This is a genomic window from Wohlfahrtiimonas sp. XWW7, from assembly GCF_056716055.1.
The window spans coordinates 2,199,789-2,215,115 of the sequence record NZ_CP168032.1 but is presented as its reverse complement, the minus strand read 5'-3'; the positions used below and the strand labels follow the sequence as shown (position 1 = coordinate 2,215,115).

The window sequence follows — 15,327 nt, the reverse complement described above, 5'->3', positions numbered from 1 at the left end:
CAATATAAATTTATCCATGTATTGCATTTAAGGAAAGCGATTAGGGTGCTATAATTACAGAATTTGTGACATTTTGATGATAGACACTTTAGGCGAGCAATGATTGAATTAAAGAATATCGAATATGGTTATGGTAATCATATTGTATTAAAAAATATTAATTTAATGGCAAAAAAGGGCAGCGTTCTTGTACTTTTGGGACCAAGTGGTGCGGGTAAAAGTTCTTTAGTGCGCATTATGAATTTATTAGAAATGCCTAAAGTGGGTGGTTTATCCATCGCAGGATTTGATTTCGATTTTACGCAAAAAATTGCGGATGTGGATATTCGATCATTGCGCCAAAAAGTTGGCATGGTGTTTCAGCAATATCATTTGTGGCCGCATAAAACTGTGATGGAAAACTTGATCTACGCGCCAACGCAATTAAATAAAATGAATAAAGCTGAAGCCATTGCACAAGCGGATAAAATGTTAGATCGCTTGAAATTGTCAGGTTTAGGTGATCGTTTTCCTTTGAAACTATCAGGCGGACAGCAGCAGCGTGTTGCGATTGCGCGTGCATTGATGATGTCACCAGAAGTTTTGTTGTTCGATGAGCCAACAGCTGCTTTAGATCCAGAAATTACTTCACAAGTTGCAGAAATCATTAACGAGCTATCAACGACAGGCATCACACAAGTTGTTGTGACTCATGATGTTGATTTTGCTAAAAAAATAGCAACGGATATTGTGTATTTAGAAAATGGTCAAACGGTAGAAGTAGGGAGCCGTGATCATTTTGAAAACCCTGTAACACCTCAATTTAAAGACTATTTATCCCATTAAAATACAAAGGAAAGAGATATGAAAAAGCTAAAAGTTTTCCTAACGCTAGCGAGCTTGTGTGTCGGCGGTATGGCATTTGCGAAAGAAGATACGATTCGTTTTGGTACAAATCCAGAATATCCTCCGTTTGAATTCAAAACAGAAGCGGGTGAAGTGACGGGCTTTGACATTGATATTGCGAATGCAATCTGCGCTGAATTACAAAAGAAATGTGTCTATGTGGCGCAAAGCTTTGATTCTTTAATTCCAAACTTACGTTTAAAGCGTTTTGATGCAATTATCTCATCCATGGATATTACAGAAGCACGTAAAAAACATGTGGCATTCTCTGATCCTTACTATTTGAATCCTTCTGTATTCGTTGCAATGGCGGGTGAATTTAAATCTGTAGATGATTTCAAAACTAAAGATATCGGTGTTTTGAATGGTTCAACACATCAGCAATACATTAAGAGCAAATTTGCAGATGCAAACATTAAAAACTATCCACAATATCCAAACGCAATGAGCGATTTAGAAATTGGTCGTGTGAATGTTGTATTTGGTGATGAAGTTGTCGTGGCTGAATTTATTAAGCGCAATGACAAGTTAGAAGTTGTGGGTGAGCAAGTGAATGACCCAGAATACTTCGGTAATGGTTTGGCCATCGCGGTATTGCCAAAAAATACAGAGTTGTTGGCAGAAATTAATGGTGCATTGAAAAAAATTAAAGAAGATGGCCGTTATCAAACAATTTATGAAAAATGGTTCAAGTAGTTCTTTTTTAATTTTTAGTTAGGCAAATTCATGCTCGATTCGTTGTTTTCACACAGTGGTTTTTTTACAAGCTTATTAAAAGGTGCAGTGACTACCTTAGAGCTTTCATTATTATCCTTAGGGATTGGTTTGGTTTTAGCAATTATCTTAGCTTTATTAGAGCTGAGCCGATGGAAGTTTATCCGTTATCCTGTTGCCATTCTTGTGAACATCATTCGAGCATTGCCTGAATTGTTAGTGATTATATTTATTGCATTTGGTGTTCCTTACGCTTTAATGCTAATGATGGATGATGTGCCAGATATTTCAGTCTTTGCTTTGGGTGCTGGTGCATTGTCATTAATTTTTGCATCCTATGCATCGCAAACTTTACGCGGCGCATTACAGGCTGTACCAAAATCTCAATGGGAATCATGTGATGCTTTAGGTGTTTCTAAAGTGAAAGCATTTTTTTCTATCATCATGCCACAAATGTGGCGCCATGCATTGCCAGGTTTGGGCAATCAGTGGTTAGTTTTATTGAAAGATACAGCTTTGGTTTATACCATTGGTGTGTCAGATTTAATGTCAGCAGGGCAAACTGCGGCGAATGCAACAGGTGATTTCTTCACTTGGTTGATCATTGCTTCATTGATCTATTTGTCCATCAGTTTATTAAGCCAACAGATTCAAAAAGGGTTCCAGCTCTTTTTAACGCGTCACGAAAGAGCATAAGGGGATAACATGAAAGAAGATGTTTTATTCATCATGGGCGGAATCCCAGTCAGTTTAGGTGTAACATTCGCATCATTAATCATTGGTTTTGTTTTGGCTTTGGTCTTAGTTGTAGGATTAATTTATAAAGAGAAAAAAAATCCATTGGCGTATTTAATTAAAGCATTAGTGATATTTTTAACAGGCACGCCATTATTCATTCAAATTTTCTTGGTATATTACGCGCCAAAGCAATTTGAATTCTTGCGTGGTACTTGGTTTGATCATGCTTGGTTTTGTGCTGTATTTGCATTGGCATTAAATTCGGCTGCTTATACCGTTCAATTATTTCACGGGGCAATTTTAAATATTGCGCCAGGATTATGGCAAGCTTCTGCGGCATTGGGTTTAAAGCGCTTTCAAGTGGTTAAAATGATGTTTTCTCTAGCTCTGAGAAGAGCATTACCGAGTTATTCCAATGAAGTGGTTTTATTGTCTAAAGGTTCTGCATTAGTTTCTACAATAACCATTATGGATATTATGGGTAGAACGATGGAGATCACAGGCGTAACGTATGATTATTTAACATATTACGCGATTGCAGGTGCGATCTATTTAGTGATTAATGGTCTTTTGATTTTAGGTTCTAAGGTTGTGGAGCGTAAGCTCATGGCTTTTGAAGCAGTATGAGTTTATTAGATCAATTTGAAGAAGCGCTCTATTATCAAGAAGGATTGCAGCCACTGACGTTGCAATCTTATTTATCAGATCTACAAAAATTAGAAGTCTATCTAGTTGAGCAAGATACTCAGCTAGAGCAAGCTGATACAGAAATATTACAAGAATATATCCAGCTGAAACTCTCTGAAAACATCAGTCCACGAAGCATTGCGCGTTTTGTTTCAACATTTAAACATTTTTACGATTTTTTAATCATCTCAGAATTGCGGGAAGATAATCCTGCACGCAAATTAATCGTGCCTAAATTTTCAGCAACTTTGCCTGAATCATTGAGTGAAGAGGATGTGGAGGCATTATTAAATAGTCATGATGTTGGTACTGCGCTTGGTTTGCGTGATCGAGCCATGATGGAGCTATTATATTCATGTGGATTACGCGTGACCGAGTTGATTTCTTTGACAATGTCGCAAATTAATCTGCAAGCGGGTGTTGTTCGTTTAGTGGGAAAAGGTAATAAAGAGCGATTAGTGCCAATCGGTGAAGTGGGTATTGAATGGCTAGAGAAATATTTAGATCACGCTCGCGGTGAACTGTCAAAAGGAACAAGTTCAGAATGGCTATTTTTATCCAATCGTGGCGATAAAATGACACGACAAGCATTTTGGTATGTGATCAAAAAAACAGCCCAAAGAGTTGGCATTTCGTCTACAATATCTCCACACACGTTGCGGCATGCTTTCGCGACGCATCTTGTTAATCACGGTGCAGATTTGCGTGTTGTACAATTATTATTAGGGCATTCAAGCTTATCCACCACGCAAATATATACTCATATTGCAAAAGAGCGCTTGAAATCAATCCATCATGAACATCATCCACGAGGATGATCGAAAAGAGGTAAGTATGAAAAAAATGGCAGTTGCATTAGGTTTAATGATGGCAACGACAACCATCTCAATGGCGAAAACAGATTTGTCTCATATTGAATCCATTTTGGGTGGCATGAAAGTTGAGAAAGTATCGCCAAGTGGTGTGAAAGGCATTAATGAGTTATATATTGAAGGTGTAAATTTACCATTATATTTATCTGAGGATGGTCGTTATTTATTTGAAGGCCAAATCACAGATCTCGTAGAGCGTGTGAACTTAACTGAGAATCGTCAGAATAAGATTCGTTCAATGGCTTTGGATAAGATGGATCCTAAGGATATGATCATCTATTCCCCAGAAGGCAAGAAAAAACATATGATCACTGTATTCACAGATGTGAACTGCCCATATTGTCAAAAATTGCATAACGACATTCCTAAGTATTTAGAAGAAGGTATTGAAGTGCGTTATTTGGCATTCCCAGCGATTGCAACAAAAGAGCGTATGGAAAGTGTTTGGTGTGCGAAAGACACGAAAGCCGCAGCAGATTTAGCAATGAACAAGCGTAAAGTGGATGAGAAAATCAAATGCGAAGGCGCAAGTCCAGTAGAGGCTCAATATCAATTGGGTATTTCATTTGGCATTACAGGTACGCCAAATATCATTTTAGAAAATGGTCAAATGATCGGTGGTTATGTGCCTGCGGAAGAGTTGATCAAGTTAATTAATAGCAATTAATTGCTTTAATTTTGTGAGCGTATTATAAAAGCATAGGTGATTCAATTTACCTATGCTTTTATTTTATTGACCTTTGATAACGAGGCAGATGCCATGAATTTATTTTACACATTGATTGAAACACCGATCGGGCAGGTGGTTGCATGTGAGGCTTTTGATAAACTATGTGCTGTTGAATTCGTGGATGATGATTTACTGGAAATTTTAGAACTGCTCGCGACACAAACCAAACTTAAGCCTAAAGAAGAAGCAACAGCTGTATTGGTACAAACTCAACAAGAACTCGCAGAGTATTTCAATAAAACGCGTCAAAAATTTACCATACCACTTTTAATGCTTGGCACACCATTTCAACAATCTGTATGGAATGTATTGCTGACAATTCCTTATGGTAGAACCATTAGTTACAAAGAAGAATCCATTCAATTAGGTAATGAAAAAGCCATCAGAGCTGTTTCTAGCGCCAATGGCCGTAATAAAATTAGTATTATAGTGCCATGTCATCGAGTGATTGGCAGTGATGGCTCATTAACAGGATACGCTGGCGGCTTGCACCGCAAGCAGTATCTGCTAAATTTAGAAAGTGAGCAGGCTCTATTGATCTGATCTAACAGTTTCAAATGCTTGATTAATCGTATTGACATTGCATTCTAAAATGCCAATGTAAGAGTCGCACATTTTGCCAAAATCTAAAATTGTATCAGAAATGAGTTGCCCGCCATTGACGATATTGTAATCATTCACAATAGTTGTAATGAAACGATTTTGCTCCATAGATTCTGCAAAAATCACAGGGATTTGATTGGTGTTGATCGTATTTTGAATGCCTGCAAATGTTTTAACGGAAGGTTCACTGACGCTATGAGCATCCAAAATAGGGAAAAATTGCATCGGGTAGCGTTCAGAGAAATATCTAAAGCTATCATGCAATACAATGCCTTTTAATGGTTGGCTTGGGTTGTTTGTGATCTGTTGCATGATATTTTGATCTAATGCGCGTAATTGTGCAGTGTAATCCTCTAAATTTTTAGCATAGAATGCTTGGTTCTCAGGATCCTTGGCAATGAAGGCTTGGGCGATATTTTCAGCCATAATGATACCATTCAAAGGATTTTGCCAAATATGTGGATCAATATCGCCGTGGTCATGTCCGTGATGATCATGTTCTTCGTCGCCATGGTCATCTAAATGAATAACAGGCACGCCATTGCTTACTGTGATGATTTCACCATTAAAATTAGCTTGTTGGGTAACGCGATTCAACCAGCTTTCAAAATTCAAACCATTAATGATTAATAAGTCTGCTTTGTATAGGCTTTGTATATCTGAGAATGTCGGTTCATAACCATGAGGATCTTGGTTGCGCTTAACCATGGATGTGATGGTGACTTTATCTTTGCCAATGTTGTAGGCAATGTCTTCTAAAATTGAAAATGAAGTGACGACATTTAAGTCAGCCAATGCTGAGGTGGCAACGCTGGATGCAACTAGAAGAGATAGAATAAGTTTTTTCATTAGTGAGTCCTTTGTATAAAATATTGTCCATCTTGACGAATAATATAACCTTCTATCTCCATCATGGAAATGGCTTGCATGACAATGTGCGCTTCCAGTGATGTTTGCATTGCAATATCATCGATGGTTAATGGTTGTGTTAATTGTTCAAAAATCTGCTTTTCCAAAGGATCTTCTGGTGGATCAACAGCCACTGCAATATGGTTTTTTTTCATCGGTAATGCGGGAGTATTATGTGTGGATGGTTCTTGATTTTGTTGAGGTAGCCAGTGCTTTAATTCGGAGAAAATATCGAGGGTTGATTCTACTAATTTAGCACCTTCTCTGATCAGTTTATGGCAACCTTTAGATTGTGTATTATGGATGGAGCTTGGAATGGCAAAAACTTCACGGCTGGATTCATTGGCCAATCGTGCTGTAATGAGCGAACCTGATTTATCTGCAGCTTCGACCACTAAAATACCAAGAGATAATCCTGCAATGATGCGATTTCTTTTAGGGAAATTATTAGGAATTGCAGGCGTATGTAATGGAAATTCACTCACTAAACAACCGCCATGTTCGATGATTTTTTCAGAGAGCGTAATATGATTCTTAGGATAAATTTCATTCAATCCTGTACCCAAAACGGCAACAGTCGGTGATTGGCTCATTAATGTACCTTCATGCGCAAATTTATCAATGCCCATGGCAAGACCACTTGTGATGACAAAGCCACAATCCCCCAGCTCTTTGGCAAAATGATAAGCATTTTGTTCACCTTCTTTGGTGGGATGTCGTGTGCCGACAATGCCTAATTGAGGTTTGGATAAAATAGAAGGGTTGCCTTTTATGAATAAAAGCGCGGGTGGATCATCTGAAACACGCAACAATTCAGGATATAAATCATCTGTTACGACAATGATATGATGTTGTTTGTTACTATCCATCCAATTGAGTGCAGCTTCTGCTTTTTTGACCGCAATATCTTCACGGGATGCGATAACAGTATCTGTCATGCCAGCTTTTCTCCATTCACTATTGGAGGCATTCACTGCATTGGTGGCAGAATCAAAATGTGCCACTAGTTGCATCAATCGTTTAGAGCCAATATTTTTTGTGTAATAGAGCGTGAGCCAATCAATCAACATATTTGTATAACCATTTCAAAGAGATGAATCGTTGGAAGATTATATCAAAGTTATTAATAAGTTATGATTTAATTAATGTGCTGTGGCTTGAGCAAATGGCAGTAATATATTCCATAAAACAGCTGTGATAAAAGATATTGGAATGCCGATACTGGTTAAGAAGTTGGCGAGTTCTGGATTTAAATTTTTATCTGCAGCAATAATCACTGCCATCACCATTGGTGCCATGCCCACTTGCATGATGGAAACCGCTGCAGTTACAGGGGATAAATTGGTAAAAACGAACATTGCTAATAATGAGATCACTAATGGCATTAAAATTAACTTAATGCTTAAACCGAGTGAAATGAATTTAATCATGCTTTTATCGCGAGGGAGCGTTAAGCTACAACCGATGGATAACATTGTGAGCGGTGTTAACAAGGAGCCAAACGTGGACAATGTATATTGAACAGCTTCAGGATAGGCAAATGGGCGAAGTGCAATGCCTAGAATTAAGGCAACCACAGGGGGATAGACTAAAATTCTAATGAGCATCTGTTTTACATCGACGTTTTTGCCTGAATATAAATTAGCAACCAAAATGCCCATTGTGAATAAAACAATCAGATTAGATTGATCTACGATGATTGCAGTATTTAAGGCTTCATCACCTAGCAAGGCGTGTACCAAAGGAAAACCTACGAATGATGTATTGCTTGTGCCGCATAGTAGGATTAAGCAGCCAGTGGTGATTTTAGAAATGGGGATGAATAGCTTGATGAAGTAAATGGCAGCAACAGCAACAATAAAGCCAATCCATGGTGTTGCAATAGGGAAAAATGCATCACCTGCTAAATCTATTGTATGAATTTTATCTAGAATTAAAGCGGGTAGAGCAACGCGAACCACTAATAAGTTCAAAGAGCGGATCAGTTCTTGTGGGTTGGTTAATCTTGAAAGAATTTTACCGACAACAATACAGACAAATATGAATATTAAACCGCTCATGACAATTTGCTACCAAAAAGTTATACAACAGGTTTAATAATAGCACCATTTAACCAATTTATATTGGCTTTTGCGCCTTTTTTTAGTGAACCTAATGTTGGGTGTAGATTTAATGCTTTGGCGGGGTTTTCTGTGATGAGCTTTAATGCTTGCTCAAAAGAGTAACCAAGGTCCATTGTGTTATTAAGGCTTGTGAAGAGATCAATATGAGCGCCTGCAAGCTTGCCTTCATGATTCACCAGTTTATTATGTTCTTTATAAATTGTGTGACCATTAAAATTAAATGAATCAATGTCGCTGCCTAAAGTTGCCATCGCATCTGTCACAAGGATCATATTATCAATGTGTTTGGCTTCAATGGCAATTTTGACCATGATGGGATCTACATGAATGCCATCATGAATAATGGTTCCCCAGCTATTTCTATCTGAAAGTGCTACACCTAAAATAGATGGCTCTCTCGATAGCATTGGTGGCATTGCATTGAACATATGAGTAAATCCAGAAATTCCTGAATTCAATCCTAGTTGCGCTTCTTTGGCAGTTGCATTACTGTGGCCAGCAAATACTGTAATGCCAGCATCTTTGAGCTCTGTAATGATATGTGGTTCAACAGTTTCTGGTGCTAAAGTGATTAAAATTTTACCTAAATTGCGTGATTGTATCGTTTTTAATAAGTCATCATTGAGAATATGGATGTCTTGATCAAAGTGAATGCCACGTTTTAGACTATTGATCATTGGGCCTTCTAAATGAATGCCTAATAAACCTTGTAAATTATGGTCTATGGCTGTTTCTATCGCCTCTAATGCTTTGTAGATTGTATCATCATCACTTGTGATTAAAGTTGCTAATAGCTCATGTGTACCTAGCGATCTATGCGCTTGAATAATAGTTTCTAATCCTTGTATTGTTGGATCATTATTCAATAAAATTCCACCGCCACCATTAACTTGTAGATCGATAAAGCCAGGTATTAACGTGCCATGATCATAAACAAATTGATCGCTAAATAGTGCAGAGTCAGTGATATTGAGAACGGTATTATTTTGGATATTTAACCAAGCATTATGATGATATTTTTCACCATCATAAATGCTTGGTGCATAGATTGATTTCATGGCGCGAGATAGGATTAAATTTAAACAGTCTTAGTAATTTTGCTTAAGAATGGTGGTTCATCAGGGTTCAAACCCTTTTTAACAGAGATTTGTTCAATGATGCTATACATTACAGTTGTTTGAATGAGCGGCTGAATCAGTGGGGATGATGTTGGTACGATTAATGTTTTATCATCAAATGCTTTGCTGTCGACGGTGTAAACATTTGCACCTAAGTCGATGAGTCGTTCATTGGTTTCTAGAGAAACTTTGTGGCTTTCATCGTTCATCAGGAAATGAAGGATGGGGACGCCACGCTCCACAAGAGCTAAAGGACCATGAAAAAATTCGGAAGATGAATAATCTTTCGCGAAGACTTGGCAAGTTTCATTGAATTTTAAAGAAATTTCTCTAGCAGTACTGTAATTGTAGCTACGTCCTAAGCAGAAAAGATTCTCAGTTTCTAACATGGCATCGGTAAATTCATCCCATGTAGAATTGACTACTTGATCCATAGTTTCTGGTAGATGATAAAGTTCGTCGGCCAGATCATTTTTGCCACAGAACATTGCGTAGATAGATGCAAATGCATAAAGTGTTGCAATATATGATTTGGTTGCTGCAACACTGTGTTCTTTCCCAGCTTTTAAGCCAAAAAAGAAGTCAGATAGTTTTGCTAAAGGTGATGATTCATCATTGATTAAACCAATGATGGTTGCACCGCCAGCTTTGGCATTTTCAGTATATTTGATCAAATCCGGGCTTGCGCCAGATTGTGAGCACACAAATAATAATTGGTTCTCAAAGTTGAGTGTTCGATCATAAACAGACGCAATAGAAGGTGAAGCCATAGAAACAGTAATGTTCAATGCTGTTTCAAAAATATATTTTGCGTAATAACACGCATTTTTAGAACTACCACGACCCAATAGTGTGATGCCAGTTGGTGGTGTTTTACGTAAAAACTCTGCGAGTTTAATCAACATAGGAGCATTGCTTTCTCCTTGTTTGGCAATGACCTCAGGGATCTCTTTGATTTCTTTTGCCATATAAGTTGACATAATTTATTCCTTGTTCAAATGTTTAAGTTGATGGGCGCCAACACAGATTTTTGCAAATTGTATCGCAATTCTACCACTGCGTGAACCACGCAATAATGCAAATTTTAAAGCGTCTTGCTCTACTTCATGGGTGAATTCTATTGTGTGATCTAAAATGGCGATCCAATTTTGAATCACGCTGAGATACTCTGTCTGAGAAAAACTATAAAAAGTTAACCAAATGCCAAAGCGTTCGGATAATGAAATTTTTTCTTCAATGGCCTCACCTAAATGAATTTCACCATTACTATCCATTTTAGCACTTTGGTTGTCGCTCATGTATTCAGGCAATAAATGACGACGATTAGATGTGGCATAAAATAGGATATTGTTAGGAGGATTCATGAGTGAGCCATCTAATAATGCTTTTAAAGATTTATAAGAAGCATCATCAGACTCGAATGATAGATCATCACAGAAGATAATGAATTGATAGGGCTGATGACTTAATAGAGTAATGAGTTGGTGGAGATCCGTGAGTGCATCACGATCAATTTCCACCATTTTTAAGCCATCTTTAGCAAATGCTGTGAGTGTTGCCTTGATTAAAGAGGATTTTCCAGTACCACGAGATCCTGTTAATAAAACATTATTTGCGGGTAATTGATGTAAAAATTGCTCCGTATTTTGTCGGAGGGTAGCGATTTTTTCATCCACACCAATCAATTCACTGAATTGTACATGTGCAAATTGCTCTATGGGAATCAAGTGAGCGGGGCGCCATTTTTGATCTGGCATCCATCGAAATGCAGAAAATTCCTCAAAATCAACAGATGTTGCTGTTTGAGGAATCAACGGTTCAATACGCTCAATGAGCGACAAAAGTCGCTCAATCAATACCGAATTGTCTTTCATAAAGGAATTAACCTTTGAAACGACCAAATTTCATGATGCGATCATAACGCTGTTCTAAGCGTCGATCTGCTGGTAATGCTTCGAGATCATCTAAGTATTTAATGATTTGAGCTTTGACAGATAATGCAACTGTTTCGTAATCTCGATGTGCACCACCTTCTGGCTCAGGAATCACAGTATCAATCAAATCTAATTCAGATAAGCGATCTGCTGTGATGCCCATTGCATTGGCTGCCTCTACAGATTTTTCAGCGCTTTTCCAAAGAATGGATGCACAACCTTCAGGTGAAATGACTGAATATGTTGAGTATTGAAGCATCATAACGCGATCACCTACCGCGATTGCTAATGCGCCGCCTGAACCGCCTTGGCCAATGATTGTACAAATGGTTGGTACTTTCAATTTACTCATTTCTAGAAGGTTACGAGCAATCGCTTCACTTTGTCCGCGCTCTTCTGCACCAATGCCAGGATATGCGCCAGGAGTATCAACAAATGTCACAATCGGCATATTAAAACGCTCAGCAAGCTTCATTAAGCGCAATGCTTTACGGTAACCTTCTGGACGTGGCATACCAAAGTTACGTGAGATTTTCTCTTTTGTATCGCGGCCTTGTTGATGGCCAATGATCATTACTGGGCGACCATCGATGCGTGCAAAACCACCAACGATGGATTTATCATCTGCATACGCGCGATCACCATGTAATTCTTGGAAATCTGTCGCTAAATATTTGATGTAATCAAAAGTATATGGACGTAAAGGATGACGAGCCACTTGGGAAATCTGAGAAGGTGTTAACTTAGAGAAAATAGATTTAATTTCTTTTTCTCTTTGGCTTTTTAATGCTGATAATAAAGCAGCCTGCGCATCACTGACATCTGCAACAGTATGTAAAGTATCACTTTGTAGAGCTTCGATTTTAGCATCTAGTTCTAAAATTGGTGCTTCAAAACTTAAAAAATTAGGGTTCAAAACTCATACTCCTAGAGTTAACGAAATGGGCATATTCTAGCATGCCCATTTAAAAACTAAAAAGAACAGATTATTTTGTAGAATAATCAGCCATGATTTTCTTATGTTCGTTCAGTTTTTCTGCTGTCAAGAAGGCTAATTCCAAGCTTTGCGCAGCATTTAAACGAGGATCACAGTGAGTGTGATAACGGCTCGATAAATCTTCATCAGTGATGTTTTGTGCACCGCCTGTGCATTCTGTGACATCTTTGCCTGTCATTTCAAAATGAACGCCGCCTGCATGTGTTTTTTCTGCATTATGTGCATCGAAGAATGCTGTGACTTCTGCCAAAATGCGATCAAATGGACGCGTTTTATAGCCATTCTCAGTCTTGATCGTATTGCCATGCATTGCATCACAGATCCATACAACATTACGACCTTCTTCTTTGACTCGGCGAAGAAGAGCAGGTAAGTATTCCAAAAGATTTGTATCACCCATGCGAGTGATCAATGTTAATCGACCTGCTTCATTGTCAGGGTTCAACGCATCAATTAAACGAATCAATTCATCCCCTGACATTTTTTGGCTCACTTTGACGCCGATTGGGTTAGAAATGCCACGAGCAAATTCTATATGTGCGCCATCTAATTGACGTGTTCTTTCACCAATCCAGATGAAGTGGGCAGAAGTATCGTACCAATCGCCCGTTGTGGAATCGACGCGTGTCATTGCTTCTTCGTAACCTAACAGCAACATTTCATGTGAAGTGTAGAAATCAACTTCTTTCAATGCACGCACAGAATCAGGGCGAATGCCGCATGCTGTCATAAAGTTCAATGCATCTTGAATGCGGTTTGCTAAATCAGCATATTTTGTAGCTTGTGGTGATGAATCTAAGAAATCCATTGTCCAGCCTTGCACACGATGAAGATCAGCATAACCACCCGATGCAAATGCACGGATTAAGTTTAATGTTAACCCTGATTGGCCATAAGCTTTCCATAAGCGCTCAGGATCAGGAATACGTGCTTCAGCTGTGAAATCTATACCATTGACGATATCGCCGCGATAGCTTGGCAGAGTAATGCCATTGATGGTTTCTAAATCTTCTGAGCGCGGTTTTGCAAATTGGCCAGCCATGCGACCAACTTTAATCACTGGGCTGCTTGCAGCAAATGTTAAAACTACAGCCATTTGCAATAATACGCGAAAGCTATCTCTGATATTTGTTGCATTAAATTCCGAAAAGCTTTCTGCACAGTCACCACCTTGCAGCAAGAATGCGCGGCCATAAGCTGCTTCTGCGAGTGATTGTTTTAATGTGCGAGCTTCACCTGCAAAAACTAATGGTGGGGCTTCATGTAAGCGGTCTTCAACCTCTTTCAATTTTGCAGCATCAGGATAATTAGGCATCTGTGCTGCTGGGAATTTTCTCCAACTATCGGGTGTCCAAATATTAGACATAACTTTTTCCTTTTTTAACTTCTAAAAAAGAAGACTGTTGCCAGTCTTCTTTTGACCTTCTGATCTTAGTTCTTAGACTGATCCACTAAACGGTTTTGCGCAATCCATGGCATCATAGAGCGCAATTTACGACCTGTTTGTTCAATTGGATGTTCTGATGTTAAGCGACGACGAGCTGTCATTGAAGGGTAATTTGTTTTACCTTCCAAGATGAACATTTTCGCATATTCACCAGTTTGAATGCGCTTCAATGCTTTACGCATCGCTTCTTTTGATTCAGCAGTGATCACTTCTTCACCTGTTACATATTCGCCGTACTCAGCGTTGTTAGAGATGGAGTAGTTCATGTTTTCAATGCCGCCTTCGTACATCAAGTCAACAATCAATTTTAACTCATGTAAACATTCAAAGTAAGCCATTTCTGGTGCATAACCAGCTTCTGTCAATACTTCAAAACCCGCTTTAACTAATTCAACAGCGCCGCCACACAATACAGCTTGCTCGCCGAATAAGTCTGTTTCTGTTTCTTCGCGGAAGTCAGTTTCGATCACGCCAGCACGGCCACCGCCATTTGCTGATGCATATGCTAAAGCGATATCTTTTGCACGGCCAGAAGTGTCTTGGTAAACCGCGATCAATGTTGGAACGCCAGCGCCTTTTACATATTCAGAACGTACAGTGTGGCCAGGTCCTTTAGGTGCGATCATGATTACGTCTAAATCTTTGCGAGGCACGATTTGATTGTAGTGAACGTTAAAACCATGAGCAAATGCTAATGCTGCACCATTTTTGATGTTTGGCTCAATTTCATTTGAGTAAACTTCAGGTTGGTTTTCATCTGGTAACAAGATCATAACAACGTCAGCTTGTTTAGTTGCTTCTGCAACTTCCATTACGTTGTGACCAGCATTCACTGCTTTTGACCAAGATGCACCATTTTTGCGAAGGCCAACGATTACATTCATGCCAGAATCTTTAAGGTTTTGCGCATGTGCGTGGCCTTGTGAGCCATAACCAATGATTGCAACTGTTTTGTTCTGGATCAATGATAAATCTGCATCTTTGTCATAATAAATATTCATATGTATTCCTTTAAAACTTGTATAAACGTTATTTAGTAATAATCAATTTGTTAATTAATTGTCAAGCCTTTTGCGCCACGAACGAGTCCGAGTGCGCCAGAACGTACAATCTCGATGATGCCTAATGTTTCAACGGCTGTGATAAATGCACAGAGTTTATCCGCTGTTCCTGTCATCTCAATTGTATAACTTTGCTCAGTAACATCGAGTAAACGGCCTCTGAACATATCGTTTAAACGATACAGTTCAGCGCGAGCAGGTTCAGTTTCCGCTTTTACTTTGATCAGCATGATCTCGCGCTCAATGTGTGAGCCATCTGTAAGATCCACCAATTTAATTACATCGACTAATTTGTTCAGTTGTTTGACAATCTGTTCCACCACAGATGCATTGGCAAAAGTCACCAATGTTAAGCGTGAAATAGAATTATCCTCTGTTGGTGCAACAGATAAACTTTCGATGTTATAACCGCGCGCAGAGAAAAGATTCACAACACGAGACAAAGCGCCAGCTTCGTTTTCCATCAATATCGAAATGATATGACGCATAGCTTGTTGATTAGTGCTCAT

17 protein-coding genes are annotated in these 15,327 nt (G+C 38.7%); 7 read left to right on the top strand and 10 right to left on the bottom strand.

The genetic code is table 11. The annotated features are described in order from the left end of the window. Positions 1 to 99 precede the first annotated feature (99 nt). The 7 genes from artP (at position 100) to ACA100_RS10555 (ending at position 5,169) form a co-directional block, all read left to right on the top strand. Complete coding sequence (gene artP / locus ACA100_RS10585; RefSeq protein ID WP_481077676.1) at positions 100 to 825, top strand: arginine ABC transporter ATP-binding protein ArtP; 726 nt, start codon at positions 100 to 102, stop codon at positions 823 to 825. Positions 826 to 843: 18 nt separating this feature from the next. Then, positions 844 to 1,581, top strand: coding sequence for a lysine/arginine/ornithine ABC transporter substrate-binding protein (locus ACA100_RS10580; protein ID WP_481077675.1), 738 nt, complete (start codon positions 844 to 846; stop codon positions 1,579 to 1,581). A 30-nt stretch (positions 1,582 to 1,611) separates the two neighbouring features. After that, positions 1,612 to 2,295, top strand: coding sequence for an ABC transporter permease subunit (locus ACA100_RS10575; RefSeq protein WP_481077674.1), 684 nt, complete (start codon positions 1,612 to 1,614; stop codon positions 2,293 to 2,295). 9 nt (positions 2,296 to 2,304) lie between these two features. After that, on the top strand, positions 2,305 to 2,964 hold the full coding sequence (locus ACA100_RS10570) for an ABC transporter permease subunit (RefSeq protein WP_481077673.1): 660 nt from the start codon (positions 2,305 to 2,307) through the stop codon (positions 2,962 to 2,964). Then, positions 2,961 to 3,842, top strand: a complete 882-nt coding sequence (gene xerD, locus ACA100_RS10565) for a site-specific tyrosine recombinase XerD (protein ID WP_481077672.1) — start codon at positions 2,961 to 2,963, stop codon at positions 3,840 to 3,842. The genes ACA100_RS10570 and xerD overlap by 4 nt, the downstream gene beginning before the upstream one ends. Before the next feature lie 16 nt (positions 3,843 to 3,858). Then, positions 3,859 to 4,563: a DsbC family protein gene (locus ACA100_RS10560; protein ID WP_481077671.1), complete on the top strand. Its 705-nt coding sequence runs from the start codon at positions 3,859 to 3,861 to the stop codon at positions 4,561 to 4,563. A gap of 93 nt (positions 4,564 to 4,656) precedes the next feature. After that, positions 4,657 to 5,169, top strand: coding sequence for a methylated-DNA--[protein]-cysteine S-methyltransferase (locus ACA100_RS10555; RefSeq protein WP_481077670.1), 513 nt, complete (start codon positions 4,657 to 4,659; stop codon positions 5,167 to 5,169). On the opposite strand, the gene ACA100_RS10550 is transcribed toward ACA100_RS10555, so the two are convergent. From ACA100_RS10550 to ilvN, 10 genes are all read right to left on the bottom strand, one after another. Further along, positions 5,158 to 6,078: a metal ABC transporter solute-binding protein, Zn/Mn family gene (locus ACA100_RS10550; protein ID WP_481077669.1), complete on the bottom strand. Its 921-nt coding sequence runs from the start codon at positions 6,076 to 6,078 to the stop codon at positions 5,158 to 5,160. The two genes, ACA100_RS10555 and ACA100_RS10550, sit on opposite strands and share 12 nt — an antisense overlap. Continuing rightward, positions 6,078 to 7,208: a DNA-processing protein DprA gene (dprA, locus tag ACA100_RS10545; RefSeq protein WP_481077668.1), complete on the bottom strand. Its 1,131-nt coding sequence runs from the start codon at positions 7,206 to 7,208 to the stop codon at positions 6,078 to 6,080. Before dprA ends, ACA100_RS10550 begins: the two co-directional genes overlap by 1 nt. Before the next feature lie 72 nt (positions 7,209 to 7,280). Beyond that, positions 7,281 to 8,198, bottom strand: coding sequence for an AEC family transporter (locus tag ACA100_RS10540; protein ID WP_481077667.1), 918 nt, complete (start codon positions 8,196 to 8,198; stop codon positions 7,281 to 7,283). A 20-nt stretch (positions 8,199 to 8,218) separates the two neighbouring features. Beyond that, the gene (gene nagA / locus ACA100_RS10535) at positions 8,219 to 9,319 is read right to left on the bottom strand and encodes an N-acetylglucosamine-6-phosphate deacetylase (protein WP_481077666.1); all 1,101 of its coding nucleotides are present in this window, start codon (positions 9,317 to 9,319) and stop codon (positions 8,219 to 8,221) included. Between the two features lie 20 nt (positions 9,320 to 9,339). Further along, positions 9,340 to 10,359 carry an SIS domain-containing protein gene (locus ACA100_RS10530; RefSeq protein ID WP_481077665.1) on the bottom strand — a complete coding sequence of 340 codons (1,020 nt, stop codon included), beginning with the start codon at positions 10,357 to 10,359 and terminating at the stop codon, positions 9,340 to 9,342. 3 nt (positions 10,360 to 10,362) lie between these two features. After that, positions 10,363 to 11,253 (bottom strand): ATP-binding protein, encoded by an 891-nt coding sequence (locus ACA100_RS10525; protein ID WP_481077664.1) that lies wholly within the window; start codon positions 11,251 to 11,253, stop codon positions 10,363 to 10,365. A 7-nt stretch (positions 11,254 to 11,260) separates the two neighbouring features. Next, on the bottom strand, positions 11,261 to 12,229 hold the full coding sequence (accA, locus tag ACA100_RS10520; protein ID WP_481077663.1) for an acetyl-CoA carboxylase carboxyl transferase subunit alpha: 969 nt from the start codon (positions 12,227 to 12,229) through the stop codon (positions 11,261 to 11,263). A gap of 70 nt (positions 12,230 to 12,299) precedes the next feature. Beyond that, entirely contained in the window at positions 12,300 to 13,676 is a 1,377-nt protein-coding gene (locus ACA100_RS10515; protein WP_481077662.1) for a class II 3-deoxy-7-phosphoheptulonate synthase, read from the bottom strand. 65 nt (positions 13,677 to 13,741) lie between these two features. After that, positions 13,742 to 14,758, bottom strand: coding sequence for a ketol-acid reductoisomerase (ilvC, locus tag ACA100_RS10510; protein WP_481077661.1), 1,017 nt, complete (start codon positions 14,756 to 14,758; stop codon positions 13,742 to 13,744). Positions 14,759 to 14,808: 50 nt separating this feature from the next. Continuing rightward, a complete protein-coding gene (gene ilvN / locus ACA100_RS10505) occupies positions 14,809 to 15,306 on the bottom strand; it encodes an acetolactate synthase small subunit (protein ID WP_481079128.1) in 498 nt (165 codons plus the stop codon). Between the last annotated feature and the right edge of the window lie 21 nt (positions 15,307 to 15,327).

Bases quoted from the DNA above. Each gene is read 5' to 3' on its own strand.
- ACA100_RS10580 (WP_481077675.1), top strand. From the start codon at position 844: ATGAAAAAGCTAAAAGTTTTCCTAACGCTAGCGAGCTTGTGTGTCGGC.
- ACA100_RS10525 (WP_481077664.1), bottom strand. From the start codon at position 11,253: ATGAAAGACAATTCGGTATTGATTGAGCGACTTTTGTCGCTCATTGAG.
- ilvC (WP_481077661.1), bottom strand. From the start codon at position 14,758: ATGAATATTTATTATGACAAAGATGCAGATTTATCATTGATCCAGAAC.
- dprA (WP_481077668.1), bottom strand. From the start codon at position 7,208: ATGTTGATTGATTGGCTCACGCTCTATTACACAAAAAATATTGGCTCT.
- ACA100_RS10530 (WP_481077665.1), bottom strand. From the start codon at position 10,359: ATGTCAACTTATATGGCAAAAGAAATCAAAGAGATCCCTGAGGTCATT.
- ACA100_RS10515 (WP_481077662.1), bottom strand. From the start codon at position 13,676: ATGTCTAATATTTGGACACCCGATAGTTGGAGAAAATTCCCAGCAGCA.
- nagA (WP_481077666.1), bottom strand. From the start codon at position 9,319: ATGAAATCAATCTATGCACCAAGCATTTATGATGGTGAAAAATATCAT.
- ACA100_RS10560 (WP_481077671.1), top strand. From the start codon at position 3,859: ATGAAAAAAATGGCAGTTGCATTAGGTTTAATGATGGCAACGACAACC.
- ACA100_RS10550 (WP_481077669.1), bottom strand. From the start codon at position 6,078: ATGAAAAAACTTATTCTATCTCTTCTAGTTGCATCCAGCGTTGCCACC.
- ilvN (WP_481079128.1), bottom strand. From the start codon at position 15,306: ATGCGTCATATCATTTCGATATTGATGGAAAACGAAGCTGGCGCTTTG.
- xerD (WP_481077672.1), top strand. From the start codon at position 2,961: ATGAGTTTATTAGATCAATTTGAAGAAGCGCTCTATTATCAAGAAGGA.
- artP (WP_481077676.1), top strand. From the start codon at position 100: ATGATTGAATTAAAGAATATCGAATATGGTTATGGTAATCATATTGTA.
- ACA100_RS10570 (WP_481077673.1), top strand. From the start codon at position 2,305: ATGAAAGAAGATGTTTTATTCATCATGGGCGGAATCCCAGTCAGTTTA.
- ACA100_RS10555 (WP_481077670.1), top strand. From the start codon at position 4,657: ATGAATTTATTTTACACATTGATTGAAACACCGATCGGGCAGGTGGTT.
- ACA100_RS10575 (WP_481077674.1), top strand. From the start codon at position 1,612: ATGCTCGATTCGTTGTTTTCACACAGTGGTTTTTTTACAAGCTTATTA.
- ACA100_RS10540 (WP_481077667.1), bottom strand. From the start codon at position 8,198: ATGAGCGGTTTAATATTCATATTTGTCTGTATTGTTGTCGGTAAAATT.